The organism is Jejuia sp. G7-7 (assembly GCF_055808955.1).
On the sequence record NZ_JBVVSZ010000001.1, the window covers coordinates 1,335,733 to 1,356,806 of the forward strand.

Sequence of the window (21,074 nt, forward strand, 5' to 3'; positions counted from 1 at the left end):
AAACACTATGCGAAAACTAAAATTAATTTGGGATTTTCGAGGTCCTGATGCCTTGAAAATTGCAGAACACCATGAAATCCATTTAAAAGACTTCATTAAAGCTGAACAATTGGAGTTGCTTATTACTGGTGTTGAAACTGTAACTGATATGCATACTATTGCATTTATGGTTGTAAATGAAGCAGAAATGAAACCAGTAAGAAATGCATTGAGGCCACATCGTGGGCAGGTTTATTCTGAATAATCTGTTTTTACAAACTTGAATTTGTAAAAAATTTCTGCTATATTCGTCTAATGACGGATATCCGCGAACCATTGTAACACATTAACCAATTTATGTCAAAAGAAAGTATTGGTTCCTTTTTCGGTTGTTTAATAGTTGGAGGATTTAGTGCGTTTTTACTATTACTATTCGCGATAGGCACGTTTTGGATTATAGCTTTACCACCAACCCCTAATCGAACAAATTTTAGAATATACTCTTCCGACAAAAAACAATGTCTAACTATAATTACCAACGGACATACAAGATATATCATTAACGGAAATCATAAATACCCACCAAAGTCTCACTATATAAAATTGGATATAAGTGGAACACCCAAATTGGGAGATGAAATTGGTATTTGTTGGAATAATGGAAAATACGAATGGGAAATGGTCAACGATAAAACAAGAATTGTCGAAAATCGATTAGATACATTTAAGTATAAATTCAACACTAATTGGGAGAAAGACAAACATGGAATACCAAATGCAACTAAATATCATAAACCTAATTGCGGAACTGTCGATCTTTTAAACATGAAAACCTATGATGAAACAATTATTATAGAAAATTAAAAAAAACTACCTAGAATAATTAGGAGACTCTTTAGTAATAGTTACATCATGTGGATGACTTTCATTAATTCCACTAGCCGTAATCTTTACAAACTGTCCGGTTTCCTTTAAAGTTTCGATATCTTTTGCGCCACAGTATCCCATTCCTGCTCTTAAACCACCAATAAACTGATGAATACTTTCGTATAAATCGCCTTTGTACGGTACACGTCCAACAATACCTTCTGGTACTAATTTTTTAATATCGTCTTCAACATCTTGGAAATAACGGTCTTTACTACCTTCTTTCATAGCTTCAACAGACCCCATACCACGATAGGATTTAAATTTTCTTCCTTCGTAAATAATAGTTTCGCCTGGAGATTCTTTTGTTCCAGCTAAAAGCGATCCTAACATAACGGTATCTGCACCAGCTGCAATCGCTTTAGGAATATCTCCAGTATAACGAATACCTCCATCAGCAATTACAGGAACACCTGTTCCTTTAATGGCTGCAGCAACTTCCAGTACTGCCGAAAATTGTGGAAACCCAACACCTGCAACAACACGAGTTGTACATATAGAGCCTGGTCCAATACCTACTTTTACAGCATCAGCTCCAGCTTCTACTAAATATTTTGCAGCTGCGCCTGTTGCTATGTTTCCAACAATGACATCTAATTTTGGGAATTTTGATTTTATTTCTTTCAAAACTGCAACTACACCTTTTGTATGTCCATGAGCTGTATCTATAACAACAGCGTCAACTCCTGCATTAACCAGGGCTTCTGCTCTATCTACTGCATCCCCTGTAACACCAATTGCTGCTGCAACTCTTAAACGTCCGTATTGGTCTTTATTGGCATTTGGTTTTTGGCTTAATTTCGTTATATCTCTAAACGTAATTAAACCTGATAATTTATAATTATCATCAACAATTAATAATTTTTCAATTTTATATTCTTGAAGAATAGCTTCAGCATCTTGTAAAGACGTGCCTACTGCTGCTGTAACTAAGTTTTCGCTTGTCATTACCTCAGTAATTGGTCGCTTGTTATCATGCTCAAAACGTAAGTCTCTATTGGTAACAATACCTTTTAAAGTGCCTTCTTCATCTACTATTGGAATACCTCCAATACTATATTCAGCCATGTACTTTTTAGCATGTTTTACTTTAGCAGTAAGTGGTAACGTAACAGGGTCAATAATCATCCCGCTTTCTGCACGTTTTACTTTTTTTACTTTTTGCGCTTGCGCCTCTATAGACATGTTTTTATGCAACACACCAATACCTCCTTCTTGCGCCATGGCTATTGCCATTTTACTTTCAGTTACTGTATCCATAGCTGCTGATATAACAGGAACGTTTATGGTAATATTTCGTGTAAATTTTGTTTGAATATTTACTTCTCTTGGAAGTACTTCAGAAAAGGCTGGAACTAATAGAACGTCGTCGTAGGTTAATCCTTCTCCAACTATTTTGTTTTCGTGTGCAGTCATTTGCAATTACAATTATAATTGCGTGCAAATATACGATATATAAACGAATTAATTATTGTAATAAATAGCTTTACAAAAATTTAACGTATTGGTTTGTGGAAGAGTTGTTTTAATATAATAAATATAGAAACTGTAAAGGTAAGTGTCATTAAAATACCAGAAAACATCACAATATACTTTGTCCAAAGTATCCCTGTCCATAATAAATATAACCCTCCGAAAGTAAGTATGACAGAAATAAATGGTTCTAGAATTAAAAATAGTTTAAGTTTTCTGCTTAATTTGGTTATTGAAACTAATAAACCTACCAAAAAGAAAATGATAGACATTGATAAAATATGATTGTGCACAAGTGTGAGCATTTCCCGATCACTTTTTTTAAAGCGCATAATTTCGGCATTTTCGTCGTCTTCATTTCCTAAATAATGCTCTTCTATGCCGTTTGGGTTTGCTGAAGATGTTTCTCCTACAAAAAGTAATCCTGTGTAAAACCCTATACTTAATACAATAACAAATGCACCGATTAATATTTTAATCTCTTTGGGAAGCGTAAATATTAATCCGTTTAGCTGCATTTACAGAGCGTTTTGCTTTTAAGTATTTTTAAAGATTTTAATAAATCGTTCATGGCATTAGTCATTGAACGAACTGAAATTGTGGCTCCTGCAATAGCATCTATATTATCCCCATACTTTAACTCATCGCCACCTTTTTTATCGATAAATTGCTTTAACCAGCGTGTGCTACCAATTTCCCCTCCGTATTCTTCGCGATACATTAATATTTTAGATTTCTTGACAACTAAGTCTTTATCTAAAAGCACTAAATAATCAAACTGTGCTGTTTTACTTGGTGCTTTTGATATATAAGCATAACCAATAAGTTCTTTTTTAGATTCTATTTTGAAAAAGTTATCTTTTTGGAATTTAGAAGGTAGGTCTTTTGTGAATTCTGATTTTAAAATGACTTCTGAAAAATCAAAAATTTCTATATCGTAAGTTTTTGCTATTTCTTTATTAACGCGTTTCTGTATGTTTTTTGGCAAACCAAAAGACATAAGGAGAAATGCTAAAAATATTATTAAAACGTGTTTAAAATTCATGTTGCAAAAGTATTGTTTTTTATTGTTTTTACAATAAAATTACCAAAAGGCAATCATCAAATTTATATTTAATAACTGCCTTTAGCTAGTTAATGCGTTTGGGATTGAGGCATTTGTTGAAGCTCCTCGCAGAGAGGACCTGCTGAAAGCCCAATCCTTGCGGTAACTCTATAATTATTTTAGAACCAAACACCTATTCCGAAATTTAGCCTATTATCAACATTACCACCAGAGACCGCGTTATCTCTAAATTGGTAATCACCTTTAAGCACTACGCCTGGTGCGATATGATAACTTAAGCCTGTTGTGATATCGGTACGGTTGTATGCATCGTTTTGTGCTAAACCACCATCTGTTTTTTCATGAGTATCGAACTGCTCGTATCTTAAAAATGCAAACAAACGTTGTTGCTTTACTTGAGGTAATAAGTTGTAAGCACCCTCTATATACCAACCCTGAAGTGCGCTCCCTAAATCACGACCTGTTAGATTATTGTACGCTTCGGTATCGTTTAAACTGGCATGGATAAACTGTCCGCGGGCTGTGAAACGTTGGTATGCATAACGCGCATCCAAACCTATCATTGAGATGCCAATATTTGCACCATCTACTTCTTCAATGTCATCAGCAGCTTGAGTTTTTCCAAAATATCCAGCTAATCCTAAACGTAAACCTGGGATGCCGTAATAATCAAATTTCGTGGATAATGTAGGGCTATCAACAGTAGATTTTATGGCTTTTTGACGTCCGCCTCGTAATCCATTTGAGCCTTTTAGAAATCCGCTTATGCCTCCTTCTCCATCAGCAATAGTGGATTTAAAACCATTAAATATATAAGCTTGATAGCCTAAAGAGATTTCGTTGAATCTTCCTGTTACACCAATACCAATTTCTCGCCATGTGGTTGGTACAATGGCATTATCTAATGCTGGTCGTTCCACTCCATTAAAGGTTGTTGGTTCGTGAAACTCATTAATAATACCCATAGGTACTAGCATTAAACCACCTCGTAAACTTACATTAGGAGCTACTACATAATTAACGAAAGCTTGCTCTACAAATATTTCTACTGTATGCTCTAATTCTAGTTCTGTTACAAACTGTGTTTTATCATTGAATTTATATCCAAAAAGTAATACTAAACGTTGAATATCTAATTCTCCATTTTTACTTTCTGGCTGGTTATAGGTTGTTTCTCCATAGGCACCTACAGTAACTGCTTTACCATAGTTTCCAGACAGCAAACGTTGTGCTGCATTTAATTGTTTTTGTGGATCAAAGGTTATTGAATCTTGAGGTGTTTGCGCACTAGCAAATGCAATTGTTAAGATTGAAAAAAGTAAGGTTAATCTTTTCATTATTGTTTGATTTGTTGTTTTTATTTAGACTTGTTATAAATAATACTTGATTTGAAGTTGCAAATATAAAACTCATTCTCACTCACGCAAAGTTTATTTAGATTAAATTTAAATAAAGATTTTGAAAAACAAATAACAAATTGAATTTCAAATATTTATATTTAAATGAAACTCGAAATTTAACATTTCAATATTAATAAAAGTGCTTAAAAATTTTTGAAGCCTCATTATAAGCACTTTCAAAACTTAGCGCATTTAAGTTGTTTTTGTGTTGAGAAGTAAAATAAGACAGTAGTTTTTCGGTAGGCATATTTCCTGTTAATTCGTCTTTAGCCATTGGGCATCCACCAAAACCTTGAATGGCACCGTCAAAGCGATGACAACCTGCCTTATATGCTGCATCAACTTTTTCAAACCAACTACTGGGAGTGGTATGAAGATGCGCACCAAATTCTATATTTGAGTATAAAGGAATTAAATTTGAAAATAAATAGTCTATACTTTCAGGATCTGAAGTTCCAACGGTATCACTTAAAGATAAGATATTCACTCCCATATTGGCGAGTTTTCAGTCCACTCTCCTACTATATCTACATTCCATGGATCTCCATATGGGTTACCAAAGCCCATAGAGATATAAACAACTAATTGCTTGTTAGATTTATCTGCTATTTGAATAATTTCAGAAAGCGTAACAAGAGACTCTGCAATAGTTTTATGGGTATTCCTCATCTGGAAGTTTTCTGATATTGAAAACGGATAGCCCAAATAATCAATTGCGGCATGTTTGCTAGCATCATTTGCGCCTCTAGTGTTCGCTATAATTGCTAAAAGCTTGCTCGTTGTTTTACTCAAATCCAATTGTTTTAAAACTTCGGCAGTATCTACCATTTGCGGAATGGCTTTTGGAGAAACAAAACTCCCAAAATCAATAGTATCAAAGCCCACCCTCAATAAAGATTGTATGTACTGTACTTTTTGCTCTGTAGGGATAAATTGCTTTATACCTTGCATTGCATCTCGCGGACATTCAATAATTTTTACGGGATTTGACATGTTTTAAAATTAAAGGTGGATAAAAGTACTATTATTTTTTAGAATTCAAGCCTAAATTAAAAGTACTAATCAAAGCAATAAAGCATATAAATCTAATATCTTAACTGACTTATCAAACAACTATTTAAACCAAATCTAAGTCAAAAAAACACTTTTAATAATTATTAATTACAAGTCGAAATTAGTTTCAATTTCATAATTATAAGGCAGTTATGCCTCCTATTTGTTAAATAAACGAAAATATTAGCCGTATATCGTCTTTATTATCGCTCAAATTCATTTCCATATACATTTGTTTTCGAAATAATTCAACCCCAAATGAATATTTTTACCTACAAAGTTAACTTCCTCGTATCATTGCTGTTTTTTGCAATGACGCATTTTGCTATTTCGCAAAATGAAACTCATGTTAATTGTGGGCATACAACATCTACGCAATCACTAGCATTTTATAATAGCATTAAACCGCAACTAAAAAAATACCAACAGGAATTTTCTAATTTCAAATTAAAAAAAGGTCCTATTCCTTCTGATGTTATTAATGCTGTACCTATTAAAGCACACATTATTAGAAATTCTAATGGTTCTGGTGGTTTAAGTACTGGCAGTTTAAATCATGCTATAAATAATCTTAATCTATCTTTTGAAAATGCTTACTTAGAATTCTTTCTATGTGATGGTATTGATTATATTGATAGTGATACATTTTCAAATTTTAAAAGTGGAGATGAAGATGCTTTAAAGGAAACAAACTATGTTCCAGGTGTTATTAACATCTATTTTGTTGATCATCTTACAAATGCTTCAGAAGATGCAATTTGCGGCTATAGCGATAATACAGGAAGAAACGACGTAGTTGTTATGAAAACTGATTGTGCAGTAAATGGATCATCCCTAGCTCATGAAATGGGTCATTTTTTCTCATTATTACATACTCATGGGCCATCAAATGACACTTTAACTACCGAGTTAGTTAACGGTAGTAATTGTGATACAGATGGCGATGGTATTTGTGATACGCCTGCTGACCCTAGATTAACTACTACAAATGTTGACAGTTCTTGTAATTATACTGGAACTAAAACAGATGCTAATGGCGATGTTTTTATGCCAGACACCAACAACATCATGTCCTACTCAAGAAAAAATTGTAGAACAACTTTTTCTAACGAACAATCTGCACGTATGTATGCCTACTATATGGCGATAAAAAATTATTTAGCATGTCCTTCTTTTAATGCAACCATTGCTGTAAATGAATCTGAAACATGTGAAACTTCTTTAACTGTTAATTTTGAAAGCCTTAGTGAAAATGCTACGGATTGGGCATGGGATATTGATGCAGATGGCGTTGTTGATTACACCACTCAAAACCCAACTCATACTTATGAAACAGGTATTTATGATGTTATTTTGACTGTTACAAACGAATCTAAAAGTATTACAAGACAATACATAAATTATATAAAAGTAGGAAGTGAAATTGAACCTTTATTTGAAGATTTTGAAGATTTTAAAATGACGGGAAAACATGGTTGGTCTGCAATTGACACTTCTGGAAAGGGTTATAATTGGCTTGCTAGTACCGGTGTAATTCATTCTAAAGGTACAGGACCAAAACAAAAAACGAGTAGTGCTGCAAACACTTATATATTTGCCGAAGCTTCTGGAGTTGAAGAAGGTGCTGTAGCTGAATTTATTTCTCCTTGTTTTTATGTTGAGTATGAAAATAGTGAAATTGAGTTTGCATACCATATGTTTGGCGCACATATTGGTGAACTTCATATTGATTTAAAAACTGAAGACGGTTATATCAATGATATTATTCCAGCTTTAGTTGGCAGTCAACAACAAAATCAAGATGATGATTTCTCAACTAAAGCTGTAAATTTATCACCTTATACTGGGCAAAATGTAAAGATACGTTTTAGAGCAATTAGAGGCAACGGATGGGATGGAGATATTGCCATAGACAATATTTCAGTAAACACTATATATACTCCAATTACTGATGATCTGTATACCGTATACCCTAACCCAGTTAAAAACAACATCATTTATATTAAGAATCAAGATCCTAAAAATATTTCTACATACATAGTTGCAAATTTAATGGGACAGGAATTCTTAAGAGGTACTATTTCTAATCAACCTATTAACGTAAGTAGTTTATCTTCTGGAACTTATTTATTGACTATCTCAGATGGAAAGTCAACAATCATGAAAAAAATTATCAAGTAATTAATTTCTAACTGCTCTTCAAAATTAGTTTATTTATACGTTTTATAAGGCTTGGGCCTTCGTAAATAAATCCAGTATAAATCTGAATTAAATCTGCGCCAGCATTTAGTTTTTCTAAAGCATCTTCAGCAGAATGAATACCTCCTACTCCAATTATCGGGAATGACTTATTACTTTTTTCTGAAAGATATTTTATAACCTTAGTACTTTTCTCTTTAATTGGCTGACCACTTAAGCCTCCGTTTCCAATGGCCTCAAGTTTTTCTTTTGAAGCTTTTAAACCAGTTCTATCAGTAGATGTATTACTCGCAATAACACCATCAAGATTTGTAGTTTTTACAAGTTCAATAATTTCATCTAATTGCCCATCGTTTAAATCTGGAGCAATTTTTAAAACTATTGGTTTTTGATTTTCAAATGTATTATTTGCTTTTTGAACCGCTCCTATTAATTCTTCCAAATAATCCTTATCATTCAATTTAGCATGACTTCCCACATTCGGGCAGCTCACATTCAAAACAAAATAATCCACATAAGGATGTAACGCATTAAAACACTCTAAATAATCTTTGGTATAATCTTCAGGTTTGGTAGCAGTATTTTTTCCAATATTACCACCAATAATCAGTTTCCCTTTATTCTTTTTAAGTTGACTAATTGCAGCCTCTAAGCCTTCATTATTAAAACCCATTCGGTTGATGATTCCTTTATCATCTTTAAGTCTGAATAATCTTTTCTTCGGATTCCCCACTTGTCCTTTAGGGGTAACCGTTCCTATTTCAATAAAACCGAAACCAAAATTTGCCAATTCATTATACAATACCGCATTTTTATCAAATCCAGCTGCTAAACCAACAGGGTTTTTAAATTTAAGTCCGAAAACTTCACGTTCTAAACGTTTGTCTTCAACACTATACAAACTTCTAAATACAGCAGGTAATCCTGGTATCTTGGATGTGATTTTAATTAATGAAAATGTAAAATGATGAATTTTTTCAGGATCAAAAGAAAAAATAGTGGGCGAAGTAGCGATTTATACATCAATATAATTTCATGCAAAAATAGGTTGAAAAGTTGTAAATAAAAAATGAAGTTTCGTTTCTACTATTCTTCTTCTTTTTCGATTAATAATTGTAAATTAGAGCAAATAATGGGTTTTAAAAATTCCATTATAATTGTTCTCTAAAAACCAATAATTTAAGATGATTTCAAAAGAACATATCATAAAACGATTTATAAGCTATGTAACTATTGATACTGAATCTGATCCCACTTCAGATACTACTCCAAGCACAAAAAAACAATGGGACTTGGCGAATAAACTTGCCGATGAATTAAAAACAATTGGCTTAAATGATGTTACCATAGATGCAAATGCATACATCATGGCAACCTTACCAAGCAATGTTGATCATAAGGTGCCTACAATTGGTTTTATTTCACATTTTGACACGTCTCCAGATTTTACTGGTTCCAATGTAAAACCGCAAATTATCGAGAATTATCATGGTGGAGATATTGTTTTAAATAAAGAAGAAAACATCATATTATCGCCTGATTATTTCGAAGATTTAAAACTGTACATAGGTCAAACACTTATTACTACAGACGGCACTACCCTTTTAGGAGCAGATGATAAAGCAGGTATTTGTGAAATTGTTTCTGCAATGGAATATTTAATAAATCACCCGGAAATTAAACATGGAAAAATTCGTGTTGGGTTTACACCTGATGAAGAAATAGGCAGAGGTGCTCACAAATTTGATGTTGAAAAATTTGGAGCAGATTGGGCTTACACTATGGATGGAAGTCAAATTGGCGAATTAGAATACGAAAATTTTAATGCTGCAGGTGCCGTAGTAAAAGTAAAAGGAAAAATTGTACATCCAGGCTATGCAAAAGGGAAAATGGTTAACTCCATGTATATAGCTACGGAATTTATCAACTCACTTCCAAGAATTGAAACTCCAGAGCATACCTCTGATTATCAAGGTTTTTTCCATTTACACAATATAAAAGGAGACGTTGAAGAAACTACACTTGAATATATTATCCGCGACCATGATAAAGAGCATTTTGAAGCGCGAAAAGAAGTGATGCAAAAATTAACCAACGAGCTCAATTCGCAATACGGAAGAGAGGTTATTGTTACCGAAATAAAAGACCAATATTACAACATGCGCGAAAAAATTGTGCCAGTAATGCATATTGTTGATATTGCCGAAGAAGCCATGAAACAATTGGATATAGCCCCGCTAATTAAAGCCATTCGTGGTGGTACCGATGGTTCTCAATTAAGCTATATGGGCTTACCATGCCCTAATATTTTTGCTGGCGGTCATAACTTTCATGGGCGCTACGAATATGTACCTGTTGAGAGCATGATAAAGGCTACCGAAGTAATTTGTAAGATTACGGAGTTGACGGCTTTAAAAGCTCAAAGCACATAACATATTCTTTTTTAGCTTTCAATTTTGCTAATTATTTTTGAAATTTGACTTTATAGTAATTTTTCATTAAATTAGTTTATGTAATAATCACATTTACAGGAATTCTACCTAAATAGTTACATATGGAAAACACATGGAAAATAGCATTAGCAATAGCTCTTTTTGTAATGATTACTTTTCTATATTGGAAAATGACTAAAAGTTATGCTGAAAAAGAATATGGCAAAGTATTCTGGAAACATTGGGGAACAAAAATGTATTATTGGACAGGAGCATTGTTTTTTAGTGGAGGCATAACGGTTGTATTAATTTATCTTTTTAAAAGGTAATTTATTTTAAATTTTGAAAACTCTAACTTCAAATTAATCCAACTTCTAAATGAAAAAGTCCACTCCGTAGAAGAGTATATCGAAGAAAACGCCAATTATAGTGATGCATTAAAGGTATTACGCGCTATTATACTTTCAACAGAACTTGAAGAAACTGTAAAATGGAGTTTTCCTGTGTATGCCATAAATAACAAGAATGTATTAAGTTTAGGTGCTTTTAAAAATCATTTTTGTATTTGGTTTTTCAATGGTGTGTTTTTAAAAGATGAGCAAAACCTGCTTAAAAATGCACAAGAAGGAAAAACCAAAGCAATGCGTCAAATGCGTTTTGAAAATATAGATGATATTAATAAAAGTATTGTGTTAGCCTATGTTAAAGAAGCTATTGAAAATCAAAAATTAGGTAAAGAAATAAAACCCAAAAGAACCACTAAAAAGGATATTGTTATTCCTGAAGAACTTCAAGCAGCATTGTATTCTAATTCTGAATTAAACAACGCTTTCAATCAACTCACTCCGGGCAAACAGCGCGAATATTGTGATCACATTGCTTCTGCAAAACGAGCAACTACAAAACAAACTCGTTTGGAAAAAATAAAACCAATGATTTTGATAGGTGCTGGTTTACATGATAAATACAAAAACTGCTGAATTTTAAATCTAAAAATTTTGACAAAAAAAGGCTTTCCAACAGGAAAGCCTTAATTATTATGTATTCAAAGAAGTTTATTTTTTGGCTGGAGCATTAAGCTTAGCACTAGCTTCCATAGAAATCGCAGAACGATCAAACTTAAGCTTACCTGCTAAAGTTTCAATAACACAAGAGTTATCTTTTTCATTTAACTCTGCTACTTTACCATGTAAACCGCTTTTAGTGATTACTTTATCACCTCGTTTTAATTCAGCTGCAAATTTCTTTTCTTTCTTAGCGCGTTGCATTTGTGGCCTAATAATGAAGAAGTAAAATATTACCATCATTAAAATTAAAAGTCCACCTTGTCCTGCAAAAAATTCTCCCATTATCTATTTATTTGTTTATTTAGCTTTTATGCCGCTGGTTTAACAGCTGGTTTAGCTTTGTTTGGATCAGGTTTAACAAATGCCGTGATTTTCACAGTCTCTGTTCCTTTTTCTGTATTAGCTGTAACTGTAATAGTTTTTGATACTTTATTACTACCACTACCATTAAACTTTACAGAGAATTGTCCCTCTCCTCCTGGAGCTAAAGGCTCTCTGCTCCAATCTTTAGGTACAGTACAACCACAAGAGCTTTTTATATTTGTAATTACTAATGGTCCTTCTCCTGTATTTTTATATTTAAACACAGTTTCAACAGCGGTTTTAGCTTCTATTTCGCCAAAATCGTGTTCTTTCTTATCAAACGTCAAAACTGGAAACTTAGAGGCTACTGCATCTCTAGCTGCAGCTTCAACTACATTAGCTTCACTAATTTTTTTGTTGCGTCTTCTTTACAACTTGTAAAGGCTACTAAGCATAGTGTGCTTATTCCTAAAATTATTTTTTTCATAATTGATTGTTTTTATGATTTGGTGCGTAAAAATAGCAATAATTTAACGGTTAAAAAACTTTTTGAGAATTCTATAACAATTTTCAACCTACATCAACCCTCTACCAACTTTATTTAGCTTACCATCTTTAGTATATTCTTTAACCAGCTTATCTAAAATACCATTAATAAATATGCTGCTTTTTGGTGTAGAATATTCTTTAGCAATTTCTAAATACTCATTAATAGTAACCTTAACAGGAATAGAAGAAAAATGATTTAATTCGCAAATCCCCATCTGCAGCAATACATAATCTATGTTGGCAATTCTATCTGCATCCCAGTTTTGGGTTTTTAGCTCAATTTCTTTATTAAGAGATGTACTATTTAAAATGGTTTTCTTAAATAAATCTATTGCAAATTGTTTGTCCTCAACATCTTTATATAGTTTTGGTGTAAAATGAGATTCGGGACTATTTTGTTTCACTTTTCTAAGTAATTTTAAAATAGTAGTATTTACTGTTGGAAGGTCATCTAGCCAAGTTAAATTATTATCTTCAATATATTCGTAAAGCTTTTCATTTGGCGCAATTACCTCTTTAAAAATATCGATAAAAAAGTCTTTATCTTCTCTAAAATCAGATGTTCTGGTTTGCATATAGTCTTTATATAAATCACTATTAATGATTGCTTTAAAGATTATGTCTACATATTCACTATCTAAATCCCAATTAATTGCTTTGTTTTGTTCTAAAGCAGATTTAAGAGTTTCGTTATCGGCTAACAATTGAAAAATTTGATTGTTTACAAACTTTCTATTAGGATTTTTATCTTCGGAAGTTGCTAAATGCTTTTGTTGTTTTTTTTGTAAATCTTGTGCTGCTCTTTGCTTTACTTCAACCAATAAAGACATCAGAAGCAAGTACAAATTGTGCATGTTTTCAATACTAAACAGCAAGAATTTTTGATCTTTTGTTAAATCATCACTCTCACTTCCATTAAAAGCATAAATGGTTTGCATTACTTTTACACGAATATGTCTTCTGTTTAGCATCATTACAAAGAACTTAAGTTAAAACGCACTATTTGTTTTTTACTTTTTACGCTGGCAAAAATAATACTATTTTAACAAATTCAATTGTAAATTGATGTTTTGTTATCGTAAATTTTCTTTAGGTATTATTTAACAATTCACTATAACAACAGTAACCCAATTGTATTTTTATTGATGTATATTTGCTATTCATTTTTTCTAAGTTTAAGTGAAAGAACTCAAGCATCTCAACAAATACTTCCTAAAATATAAAACCCATCTTTTGATTGGGGTTGTAATTACTATTGTTGCTAGGATTTTTTACTCTTTACGCCTCGTTATATCAGAAGAATTTTCGAAATCATCGAAAATAAAGCAGGTTTAAGTGAATCTGCAATTAGGTCTGAATTATTAGAAGCTATACTTTACATCATAGGTGCTGCAGTAATTGCAGGTGTCTTTACTTTTCTGATGCGTCAAACAATCATCAACGTATCTAGATATATTGAATACGATTTAAAAAATGAGATATATGCGCAATACCAAAAACTATCTCTAAATTTTTATAAGAAGAATAGAACTGGAGATTTAATGAATCGTATTAGTGAAGATGTTGGTCGCGTTCGTATGTACGCAGGGCCCGCCATAATGTATAGTATTAATACAATTACGCTATTTGTAATTGCGCTAATTTATATGTTTAACCAAGCACCAACACTAACACTTTACACTATCGTACCGTTGCCCATTTTATCGGTTATTATTTATAAGCTAAGTAAAGAAATTCATAAACGTAGTACTGTAGTTCAAGAATATTTATCAAAACTTTCAACATTTACACAAGAATCCTTTAGTGGAATTTCTGTAATTAAAGCATATGGCATTGAACCTAAAACCTCTGCTAATTTTGATGCCCTTTCAACCACTAGTAAAGAAAAGCAATTACACCTAGTAAAAGTGCAAGCGTTATTTTTTCCAATGATGATTTTACTCATTGGCACAAGTAACCTCCTGGTAATTTACATAGGTGGCATGCAATATATTAATGGCGAAATAGAAAGTTTAGGTACTATTGCTGAATTTATAATTTACGTAAATATGCTCACATGGCCAGTTGCTACTGTTGGTTGGGTTACGTCTATTGTGCAACAAGCTGAAGCCTCTCAAAAACGTATTAATGAGTTTTTAAAAATTGAACCAGAAATTAAAAATGAAGTTGAAGAACACACCGAAATTACTGGAGATATTTCGTTTAAAAACGTATCATTTACTTATGATGATACCAATATACAAGCTTTAAAGAATGTATCATTTAATATTGAAGAAGGAGAAACTTTAGCTATTTTAGGAAAAACAGGTTCTGGAAAATCTACCATTTTAGATTTAGTAGGCAGACTTTATGATGTAGATGAAGGCAGTATTTTAGTAAATAACAAAGAAATTAAGCAACATAACCTTACAGATTTAAGAGAAAGTACTGGCTATGTCCCTCAAGATGCTTTTCTGTTTTCTGACTCTATAAAGAACAATATTAAATTTGGAAAAGAAGATGCTACTGAAGAGGATGTCATTACTGCTGCAAAGAATGCACAAGTCCATAAAAACATTATAAAATTCAACAAAGGTTATGATACCGTTTTAGGCGAACGTGGTATCACACTTTCTGGCGGACAAAAACAACGTGTCTCTATTGCTCGCGCTATTATAAAATCCCCTAAAATTTTGTTGTTTGATGATTGTTTATCTGCTGTTGATACCGAAACAGAAGAAAAAATATTGAAAAATCTGTTTAAAATTTCAAAAGGAAAAACTACCATTATTGTAAGTCATCGGGTGTCCTCTGCTAAAAACGCAGATAAAATAATTGTTTTAGATAATGGGGAAATTGTTCAAAAAGGAACACATAACACACTTATTGATACTGACGGTTACTATAAAGACTTATATTTAAAACAGTTGAGTGAAACAAACGATAATAAAATTTAAATAAAATAGCCATTTGTACTATTCCAAATATTTCATTTAATGCAATAAAAACCAATATTTTAAAAAGAAACTTCAAAAAATGTTGGTAAGTTTAGGTTTTTTTAGATTTTTGAAGTGAACAATGATTTTTTTAAACTGAAAGTACAATGGCTAACAACGGCATGATGGAGAAAGAGGAGATTTTTCTAAAGTATTAAGAGCAGGAAGACGGACATATTTTTTTGATGTAAGAGCTACTAAAGCAGATGATTATTACTTGACGATAACGGAGAGTAAAAAATTCACAAACGATGATGGTTCTTACCACTACAAGAAGCACAAAATCTACATTTATAAAGAAGATTTTACTGAGTTTAAAGAAATTTTAGCAGAAATGACCGATTACATCATCGCTGAAAAAGGAGATGAAGTAATTAGTGAGCGTCATCAAAAAGACTTTAAAAAAGAATATGACACGCCTGTTGCTGAAGAAGCTCCTTCTTCTGAAGAAGATACTAAATCTACTGAAAGCTTTACAGATATAGACTTTGACGATATTTAATAGTTCTGTTTTTTGAACTTAAATTTAAACCGCTATTTTAAAATAGCGGTTTTTTTATGCATTTAAATCAACTAACCGATGTTCCGTTTTTAACTTTATACTCTGGATTTAAAAGTATTACATCTTCATCATTAACAGCACCAAGTACCAAACATTCACTCATAAATTTGGCAATTTGTTTTTTGGGAAATTTACTACTGCAACAATTTGCCTGTTCAATAAATCATCTTTTGTGTAAAGTGTTGTTATTTGAGCAGAAGTTTTTTTAATACCTAAATCTCCAAAATCAATCGTGATTTGGTATGCTGGATTTCTTGCTTCAGGAAAATCATTTACCTTAATTATTGTTCCAACTCTCAAGTCTACTTTAGTAAAATCTTCAAAAGATATTGTGTCGTTCATTTTTAAAAATAGTAATTTTACCGAACTTTGAGAAAACTTTAGATTATGGCAAGAACTGCTTCAAATATGCTTCCGTTAGGAACAAAAGCACCAAATTTTTCACTTTTAGATACGGTTTCTAATTCCAAATTAAATTTGAATGATTTGAAAGGCGATAAAGGAACAGTTATTATGTTTATTTGTAATCATTGCCCTTTTGTAATTCATGTAAATTCTGAGTTGGTTGCTATGGCCAAAGAATATCTGTCCAAAGGCATTTCTTTTATTGCTATTTCTAGTAATGATGCTGTAAATTACCCTCAAGATAGTCCTGATAAAATGACAGAACACGCAAAATCTGAAGGCTATCCATTCCCCTATTTATATGATGCAACCCAAGCAATTGCAAAGTCTTACGATGCTGCTTGTACACCAGATTTTTATGCCTTTGATGAGAAATTGGAGTTAACATATCGTGGCCAATTGGATGCTTCTAGACCAGGAAATGGTATTCCTCTTTCTGGAAAAGATTTAAGATATGCTTTAGATTGTTTATTGAATAACAAAGAAAATTCAGAATTACAAAAACCAAGTATTGGATGTAATATAAAGTGGAAAGGTTAATTAAGTTTTAGTTGCCAAAAACCTACATCTAGCCAAGTATTAAATTTTCTACCTACTTCTTTAAAATGAGATACCTGTGTGAAACCAAACTTTTCATGTAATTTTACACTAGCTTCATTAGGCAAAGTTAGCCCTCCTAATACTATATGATAATTTTGACTTTTTAATATTTCTAAGAGTTTTTTATACAGTTTAGATCCAATTTGCCTTCCTCCAAATTCATTCTTAACATAAACCGTAGTTTCTACAGTTTTATTATAGGCGGGTTTTGGGCGCCATTTACTTCCATAAGCATAACCCAATATTTCTCCATTTTCTTCAAAAACCAAACAAGGAAAATCACTATTAATTCTTGTTAATTTTTGTTCAAAAGTATCCAAGGTTAAAGGCTCAATATCAAATGTAATTACTGTATTTAAAACGTAATAGTTGTAAATATCAAGTAACTTCTGGGTATCGCTACTATGAAATGGTCTAATCATTTTAAAGCCAACCTTTACGTTTCATTACATTTTCAACATGAGCATAATGGTGTTTACTATGCCACGCATAATTACCAACATTATAACTTAACAACACTTCACTATTGGTTTCTGGGTGGATAAAACTCTTTTTTAAATCTTCATCAGATAAAGATTTTAATAGGTTTACTAATTTATAATGAACTGCTTTTAAATGCTCTATGGACATTTGTATTGGTGCCGATGTACTATCACTCAATTCTGCCCAAAGTTTTTCATTATAAGCTTTTATAACAGGCTTATCTTCTGTTAATGCCCATTTAAAACGTGTGTAACTATGATGATGACTATCCGAAACATGATGAACTACTTGCCTAATGGTCCAACCTTCTGGTCTATAAGGTGTATCTAATTGCTCTTTAGTAAGATGTTTTACAAGCGCTTCAAAACGAATAGGAAATTGTTCTAAAGTAGTTATCCAATCTTCAATATCTCTTTTGGAAATGTTATTAGGACATTCAAACTGCCCGATAGGATATTTAAGGTGTTCTAGTTCTGCTGAAGTCACGAATTTAAATTTTGAAGTGAACCTCTAAAATAAGTATTATTTGTAAAATAAAAATTTCTTTTAAAAGTATCTTCGAGACAGAAGAGATAACATTTAACTAGTTCTATTTTGAATTTTTAGAGTTAAAAATCGAAATTTTGTATTTGGATTCCCGTTTTCACGGGAATGACAGTTTCATTGGAAACCATGACGCAAAACATCAAGGAACTCTTTATGATTAAGCAACTTCTACCATTCCTTTTTTTGCCCAATTAACTGCAGCGTGAAGCGTATCAAAACTCTTTATTTTATTTTTAAAAAATAAATTTTCTACCATGAGATTGAGTTTACTCTGCGGCGAGCTAGAAACTATATAATATGCTTTTAAAAGATAATTACTTTTAAAAAACTTTAACCAATCTGCTGCCATAACTGCATAAGAGTTTATGCGATTGGAAATGTAGACTATGTCACTACCATCTGTCCCAAGATAACAGGACACATCTTCAGTAATAAGTTTTGCATGGTTTTCCCAACTTACATTAATCCCTTGTTTAATTTCAGTAATTACAAATCCATTAAAAATGAACACATCGCCAAAAGAATAATTAAGTTCTTTTAGTATTTCAGAGTATAGGTTGGATTGTTTTACGCTGGTCACACAACAAAACTACAAGTAAGGATTTAATTAAAACAAAATAATCGACAAACAAATTAATTAAACGTCAGGATACTTTAGGGCAAAAAAAAGCACTCAAAAAAATGAGTGCTTTTTAAATTTATTACGCTGATAATTTTATTTCACATTCATCAACTCTACATCGAAAATTAAATTGGCGTCAGGTGGAATTACGCCTCCTGCACCTGCACTTCCATAACCTAAATGACTTGGAATTACTAAACGTGCTTTATCGCCAACATTTAACAAGCTAATGCCTTCATCCCAACCCGGAATTACTTGACCAACACCTAATGGAAAATCAATAGGTTGATTTCTTTTGTATGAAGAATCGAATACAGTACCATCAATTAATTGACCTTTATAATGTACAGAAACAGTTTTTCCTTTTTCTGCTTTTACACCATCTCCTTTTTGGATAATTTGGTAACGTAATCCGCTTTCCGTTTTATCAAATCCAGAAGCAACTTTATCTAATTCAGCCTCTACTCTGGCTTTTTCTTCGGCTAATCTTTTTTCTCTTGAACCTTCAAAAGTTCTAAATGCTTCAACAGCTTGAAAAGCTTCTGCCTCAGCTCCTTCTCTTACAATTTCTATACTGTCAATTTTGTCGCCTTGCGAAATGGCATCTACAACTTCTTGTCCTGTTTGTACTTTTCCAAAAACAGTATGTTTTCCATCTAACCAAGCAGTTTCGGTATGAGTGATAAAAAACTGACTTCCGTTTGTTCCTGGGCCAGCATTTGCCATAGATAATACACCTGGACCATCATGTTTTAAATCTGGATGAAACTCGTCATCAAACTGATATCCTGGATTTCCAGCCCCTGAACCTTGTGGACAACCACCCTGAATCATAAAATCTGGAATTACTCTGTGGAATTTTAAGCCATCATAATAAGGCGTTCCTTGAGGTTTTATCTTATTTTCTAAATTACCTTCAGCCAAAGCCACAAAATGACCTACTGTTCCTGGTGTTTTTTGGTATTCTAAAGCGACTACTATTTCGCCTTTTGTTGTATTGAATTTTGCGTATAATCCGTCTTGCATTGTGCTTGTTTTTATTGAGGTGCAAATATATGAAATGATTTATGATTATGGTTTTGCGCGAGTTAATTAATTGATTTGAAAAATGGATTATCTTTACAGGGTAACGACTTCAAAAAATTATTATTTCCTGATTCTTATATGAAATATAATTATATCAAAGGTTGTGTTTAATTTAGGAATGACAGAAACCATTTCAAATAGCGAAAAATCATTTAGTATTCTGAATAAATTAATTCAGAATGGATTTTATGATGGAAATATCAATCCGAATAGAATTGAATTAAATAGGAAAAAAGGTTTATTCAACTCTAGAGGTAATCATAGAATAATCGGAATTTTAAATAGTGAAAATAAATTTGAATTAGATTTTGACTTTAAGTTCCCAATTAATATCGCTGTGAAAATTGCAATCGGAATTGGAATAGTTTTCTCTATTATTTCATTAGCTTATGGAAATTGGTTTTTACCCATTCCTTTTTTCATTTTACCATTTCTGATTATGTATATTGACTTTAAATTAAAAAAGAAAAAGGAAATTAGCCTTCTTACTTCAAAGTTTTTGGAATTATACAAATCAGAATATATAACTGAACAAAAACCTATCTAAACTTATAAAGAAACTGTTGCCATTCATCTCAAAAAATTCAAAAATGAAAAACACAAAACACATCATAATTCTGATTTCAATACTATTATCTTCTTCATTTGTAGTTCCTCTTTTTGCTCAAGAACACATTTTTATTAAAGAATACTTAGAGCGATTAGAAAATTCAAAAAAATATTTAATTCTTGTGTCGGAAACTATGCCAGAGGAAAAGTACGATTTTAAGGCTACGCCAGAATCTATGAGTTTTGCTGAAAATTTAATGCATATTGCTTGGGCAATGGATTGGCATAGTCAATCACTTTTGGGCGGACGCGATGCTAGAGACTGGAACACAGACACGGAACTGAAAGTTGATAACAAATCAAAAAAAGAAATGATTACGACTATCGTTAAAACGTTTGATACAACTATTGAATTTATCTCAAAGTTTGATGTAAACAAACTAGATGAAAGGTTAGATTATTTTGGGGCGGATAGAACAAAACGACAAGTTTTATTGTTGCTTGCTGACCACATCACACATCATAGAGGACAGATGCTTGTTTATATGCGACTTAATGGACTTAAGCCACCTAGATATGTTTTGTATCAATAATTAAACGCTATTGAAATCTAATCTAAAATTTATAAACTCTGAATTTAACGGATAAGAAAGCAACTGTAAGTTAAGTACTATCGCCAACAAACTTGCCCGCGTTAGGGATTGCAGCGGCATCCTTTTTAAAACTATTAAAGCGATAAAGCCTATGCGGAACTAACATTTATGAGATAGCCACGACCTTCGTCCTTGCTATGACGCT

General features: G+C 32.2%; 21 protein-coding genes and 4 pseudogenes. 11 read left to right on the top strand and 14 right to left on the bottom strand.

What is annotated here, in order from left to right; translation table 11 throughout:
- The first annotated feature begins 7 nt into the window (after nt 1–7).
- Nucleotides 8–244 carry a hypothetical protein gene (locus AC0L5U_RS06595; RefSeq protein WP_473415382.1) on the top strand — a complete coding sequence of 79 codons (237 nt, stop codon included), beginning with the start codon at nt 8–10 and terminating at the stop codon, nt 242–244.
- Nucleotides 245–336: 92 nt separating this feature from the next.
- The gene (locus AC0L5U_RS06600; protein WP_473415383.1) at nt 337–843 is read left to right on the top strand and encodes a hypothetical protein; all 507 of its coding nucleotides are present in this window, start codon (nt 337–339) and stop codon (nt 841–843) included.
- A 6-nt stretch (nt 844–849) separates the two neighbouring features.
- Here AC0L5U_RS06600 and guaB read toward each other — a convergent pair whose 3' ends face one another.
- The 5 genes and pseudogenes from guaB to AC0L5U_RS06625 form a co-directional block, all read right to left on the bottom strand.
- Nucleotides 850–2,322 (bottom strand): IMP dehydrogenase, encoded by a 1,473-nt coding sequence (gene guaB, locus AC0L5U_RS06605; protein ID WP_473415384.1) that lies wholly within the window; start codon nt 2,320–2,322, stop codon nt 850–852.
- Between the two features lie 80 nt (nt 2,323–2,402).
- A complete protein-coding gene (locus tag AC0L5U_RS06610; RefSeq protein WP_473415385.1) occupies nt 2,403–2,897 on the bottom strand; it encodes a hypothetical protein in 495 nt (164 codons plus the stop codon).
- The gene (locus AC0L5U_RS06615) at nt 2,888–3,379 is read right to left on the bottom strand and encodes an FMN-binding protein (RefSeq protein WP_473415388.1); all 492 of its coding nucleotides are present in this window, start codon (nt 3,377–3,379) and stop codon (nt 2,888–2,890) included. Before AC0L5U_RS06615 ends, AC0L5U_RS06610 begins: the two co-directional genes overlap by 10 nt.
- Nucleotides 3,380–3,603: 224 nt before the next feature.
- Nucleotides 3,604–4,782, bottom strand: a complete 1,179-nt coding sequence (locus AC0L5U_RS06620) for a porin (protein ID WP_473415390.1) — start codon at nt 4,780–4,782, stop codon at nt 3,604–3,606.
- Nucleotides 4,783–4,975: 193 nt separating this feature from the next.
- Nucleotides 4,976–5,838: pseudogene (locus tag AC0L5U_RS06625) on the bottom strand (hydroxymethylglutaryl-CoA lyase).
- Between the two features lie 318 nt (nt 5,839–6,156).
- Here AC0L5U_RS06625 and AC0L5U_RS06630 point away from each other — a divergent pair.
- Nucleotides 6,157–8,079: a T9SS type A sorting domain-containing protein gene (locus AC0L5U_RS06630; protein ID WP_473415391.1), complete on the top strand. Its 1,923-nt coding sequence runs from the start codon at nt 6,157–6,159 to the stop codon at nt 8,077–8,079.
- Nucleotides 8,080–8,086: 7 nt separating this feature from the next.
- Here AC0L5U_RS06630 and AC0L5U_RS06635 read toward each other — a convergent pair.
- Nucleotides 8,087–9,120: pseudogene (locus AC0L5U_RS06635) on the bottom strand (quinone-dependent dihydroorotate dehydrogenase).
- A 161-nt stretch (nt 9,121–9,281) separates the two neighbouring features.
- Here AC0L5U_RS06635 and pepT point away from each other — a divergent pair.
- From pepT to AC0L5U_RS06650, 3 genes are all read left to right on the top strand, one after another.
- A complete protein-coding gene (gene pepT / locus AC0L5U_RS06640) occupies nt 9,282–10,529 on the top strand; it encodes a peptidase T (RefSeq protein WP_473415392.1) in 1,248 nt (415 codons plus the stop codon).
- Between the two features lie 122 nt (nt 10,530–10,651).
- On the top strand, nt 10,652–10,858 hold the full coding sequence (locus tag AC0L5U_RS06645) for a hypothetical protein (protein WP_473415393.1): 207 nt from the start codon (nt 10,652–10,654) through the stop codon (nt 10,856–10,858).
- Between the two features lie 78 nt (nt 10,859–10,936).
- Entirely contained in the window at nt 10,937–11,509 is a 573-nt protein-coding gene (locus tag AC0L5U_RS06650; RefSeq protein WP_473416188.1) for a YdeI/OmpD-associated family protein, read from the top strand.
- A gap of 75 nt (nt 11,510–11,584) precedes the next feature.
- Here the strand turns inward: AC0L5U_RS06650 and yajC are convergent, their stop codons facing one another.
- The 3 genes from yajC to nusB all read right to left on the bottom strand — a co-directional run bounded on the left by yajC (nt 11,585) and on the right by nusB (nt 13,419).
- Nucleotides 11,585–11,878 (bottom strand): preprotein translocase subunit YajC, encoded by a 294-nt coding sequence (gene yajC, locus AC0L5U_RS06655; RefSeq protein WP_473415394.1) that lies wholly within the window; start codon nt 11,876–11,878, stop codon nt 11,585–11,587.
- A 26-nt stretch (nt 11,879–11,904) separates the two neighbouring features.
- A complete protein-coding gene (locus AC0L5U_RS06660) occupies nt 11,905–12,246 on the bottom strand; it encodes a DUF1573 domain-containing protein (RefSeq protein ID WP_473415395.1) in 342 nt (113 codons plus the stop codon).
- 228 nt (nt 12,247–12,474) lie between these two features.
- Nucleotides 12,475–13,419, bottom strand: a complete 945-nt coding sequence (gene nusB / locus AC0L5U_RS06665) for a transcription antitermination factor NusB (protein WP_473416189.1) — start codon at nt 13,417–13,419, stop codon at nt 12,475–12,477.
- A 339-nt stretch (nt 13,420–13,758) separates the two neighbouring features.
- Here nusB and AC0L5U_RS06670 point away from each other — a divergent pair, with 339 nt between their 5' ends.
- Both AC0L5U_RS06670 and AC0L5U_RS06675 read left to right on the top strand, forming a co-directional pair.
- The gene (locus tag AC0L5U_RS06670; protein ID WP_473416192.1) at nt 13,759–15,384 is read left to right on the top strand and encodes an ABC transporter ATP-binding protein; all 1,626 of its coding nucleotides are present in this window, start codon (nt 13,759–13,761) and stop codon (nt 15,382–15,384) included.
- Nucleotides 15,385–15,530: 146 nt separating this feature from the next.
- A pseudogene (locus tag AC0L5U_RS06675) lies at nt 15,531–15,925 on the top strand (PUR family DNA/RNA-binding protein).
- A 67-nt stretch (nt 15,926–15,992) separates the two neighbouring features.
- Here the strand turns inward: AC0L5U_RS06675 and AC0L5U_RS06680 are convergent.
- Nucleotides 15,993–16,327 (bottom strand): annotated as a pseudogene (locus AC0L5U_RS06680) (tRNA-binding protein).
- A gap of 45 nt (nt 16,328–16,372) precedes the next feature.
- On the opposite strand from AC0L5U_RS06680, the gene AC0L5U_RS06685 reads away from it, so the two are divergent.
- Nucleotides 16,373–16,930, top strand: coding sequence for a thioredoxin family protein (locus AC0L5U_RS06685; protein ID WP_473415396.1), 558 nt, complete (start codon nt 16,373–16,375; stop codon nt 16,928–16,930).
- On the opposite strand, the gene AC0L5U_RS06690 is transcribed toward AC0L5U_RS06685, so the two are convergent.
- The 4 genes from AC0L5U_RS06690 to AC0L5U_RS06705 all read right to left on the bottom strand — a co-directional run bounded on the left by AC0L5U_RS06690 (nt 16,927) and on the right by AC0L5U_RS06705 (nt 19,667).
- On the bottom strand, nt 16,927–17,412 hold the full coding sequence (locus tag AC0L5U_RS06690) for a GNAT family N-acetyltransferase (protein ID WP_473415398.1): 486 nt from the start codon (nt 17,410–17,412) through the stop codon (nt 16,927–16,929). The two genes, AC0L5U_RS06685 and AC0L5U_RS06690, sit on opposite strands and share 4 nt — an antisense overlap.
- Before the next feature lies 1 nt (nt 17,413).
- Complete coding sequence (locus tag AC0L5U_RS06695; RefSeq protein ID WP_473415401.1) at nt 17,414–17,959, bottom strand: YfiT family bacillithiol transferase; 546 nt, start codon at nt 17,957–17,959, stop codon at nt 17,414–17,416.
- Between the two features lie 217 nt (nt 17,960–18,176).
- The gene (locus tag AC0L5U_RS06700; RefSeq protein WP_473415403.1) at nt 18,177–18,599 is read right to left on the bottom strand and encodes a hypothetical protein; all 423 of its coding nucleotides are present in this window, start codon (nt 18,597–18,599) and stop codon (nt 18,177–18,179) included.
- Between the two features lie 135 nt (nt 18,600–18,734).
- A complete protein-coding gene (locus tag AC0L5U_RS06705; RefSeq protein ID WP_473415406.1) occupies nt 18,735–19,667 on the bottom strand; it encodes a peptidylprolyl isomerase in 933 nt (310 codons plus the stop codon).
- A gap of 178 nt (nt 19,668–19,845) precedes the next feature.
- Between AC0L5U_RS06705 and AC0L5U_RS06710 the strand changes: the two genes are divergently transcribed.
- Both AC0L5U_RS06710 and AC0L5U_RS06715 read left to right on the top strand, forming a co-directional pair.
- Nucleotides 19,846–20,274 carry a hypothetical protein gene (locus tag AC0L5U_RS06710; RefSeq protein WP_473415407.1) on the top strand — a complete coding sequence of 143 codons (429 nt, stop codon included), beginning with the start codon at nt 19,846–19,848 and terminating at the stop codon, nt 20,272–20,274.
- Nucleotides 20,275–20,317: 43 nt separating this feature from the next.
- Nucleotides 20,318–20,869: a DinB family protein gene (locus AC0L5U_RS06715; protein ID WP_473415408.1), complete on the top strand. Its 552-nt coding sequence runs from the start codon at nt 20,318–20,320 to the stop codon at nt 20,867–20,869.
- Nucleotides 20,870–21,074: the final 205 nt, after the last annotated feature.

What these genes read in the sequence shown, in the direction of transcription:
- pepT (WP_473415392.1), top strand. Translation starts at nt 9,282, where the DNA reads ATGATTTCAAAAGAACATATCATAAAACGATTTATAAGCTATGTAACT.
- AC0L5U_RS06685 (WP_473415396.1), top strand. Translation starts at nt 16,373, where the DNA reads ATGGCAAGAACTGCTTCAAATATGCTTCCGTTAGGAACAAAAGCACCA.
- AC0L5U_RS06705 (WP_473415406.1), bottom strand. Translation starts at nt 19,667, where the DNA reads ATGCAAGACGGATTATACGCAAAATTCAATACAACAAAAGGCGAAATA.
- nusB (WP_473416189.1), bottom strand. Translation starts at nt 13,419, where the DNA reads ATGCTAAACAGAAGACATATTCGTGTAAAAGTAATGCAAACCATTTAT.
- AC0L5U_RS06595 (WP_473415382.1), top strand. Translation starts at nt 8, where the DNA reads ATGCGAAAACTAAAATTAATTTGGGATTTTCGAGGTCCTGATGCCTTG.
- AC0L5U_RS06615 (WP_473415388.1), bottom strand. Translation starts at nt 3,379, where the DNA reads ATGTCTTTTGGTTTGCCAAAAAACATACAGAAACGCGTTAATAAAGAA.
- yajC (WP_473415394.1), bottom strand. Translation starts at nt 11,878, where the DNA reads ATGGGAGAATTTTTTGCAGGACAAGGTGGACTTTTAATTTTAATGATG.
- AC0L5U_RS06610 (WP_473415385.1), bottom strand. Translation starts at nt 2,897, where the DNA reads ATGCAGCTAAACGGATTAATATTTACGCTTCCCAAAGAGATTAAAATA.
- AC0L5U_RS06715 (WP_473415408.1), top strand. Translation starts at nt 20,318, where the DNA reads ATGAAAAACACAAAACACATCATAATTCTGATTTCAATACTATTATCT.
- AC0L5U_RS06600 (WP_473415383.1), top strand. Translation starts at nt 337, where the DNA reads ATGTCAAAAGAAAGTATTGGTTCCTTTTTCGGTTGTTTAATAGTTGGA.
- AC0L5U_RS06645 (WP_473415393.1), top strand. Translation starts at nt 10,652, where the DNA reads ATGGAAAACACATGGAAAATAGCATTAGCAATAGCTCTTTTTGTAATG.
- AC0L5U_RS06690 (WP_473415398.1), bottom strand. Translation starts at nt 17,412, where the DNA reads ATGATTAGACCATTTCATAGTAGCGATACCCAGAAGTTACTTGATATT.
- AC0L5U_RS06620 (WP_473415390.1), bottom strand. Translation starts at nt 4,782, where the DNA reads ATGAAAAGATTAACCTTACTTTTTTCAATCTTAACAATTGCATTTGCT.
- AC0L5U_RS06630 (WP_473415391.1), top strand. Translation starts at nt 6,157, where the DNA reads ATGAATATTTTTACCTACAAAGTTAACTTCCTCGTATCATTGCTGTTT.
- AC0L5U_RS06710 (WP_473415407.1), top strand. Translation starts at nt 19,846, where the DNA reads ATGACAGAAACCATTTCAAATAGCGAAAAATCATTTAGTATTCTGAAT.
- guaB (WP_473415384.1), bottom strand. Translation starts at nt 2,322, where the DNA reads ATGACTGCACACGAAAACAAAATAGTTGGAGAAGGATTAACCTACGAC.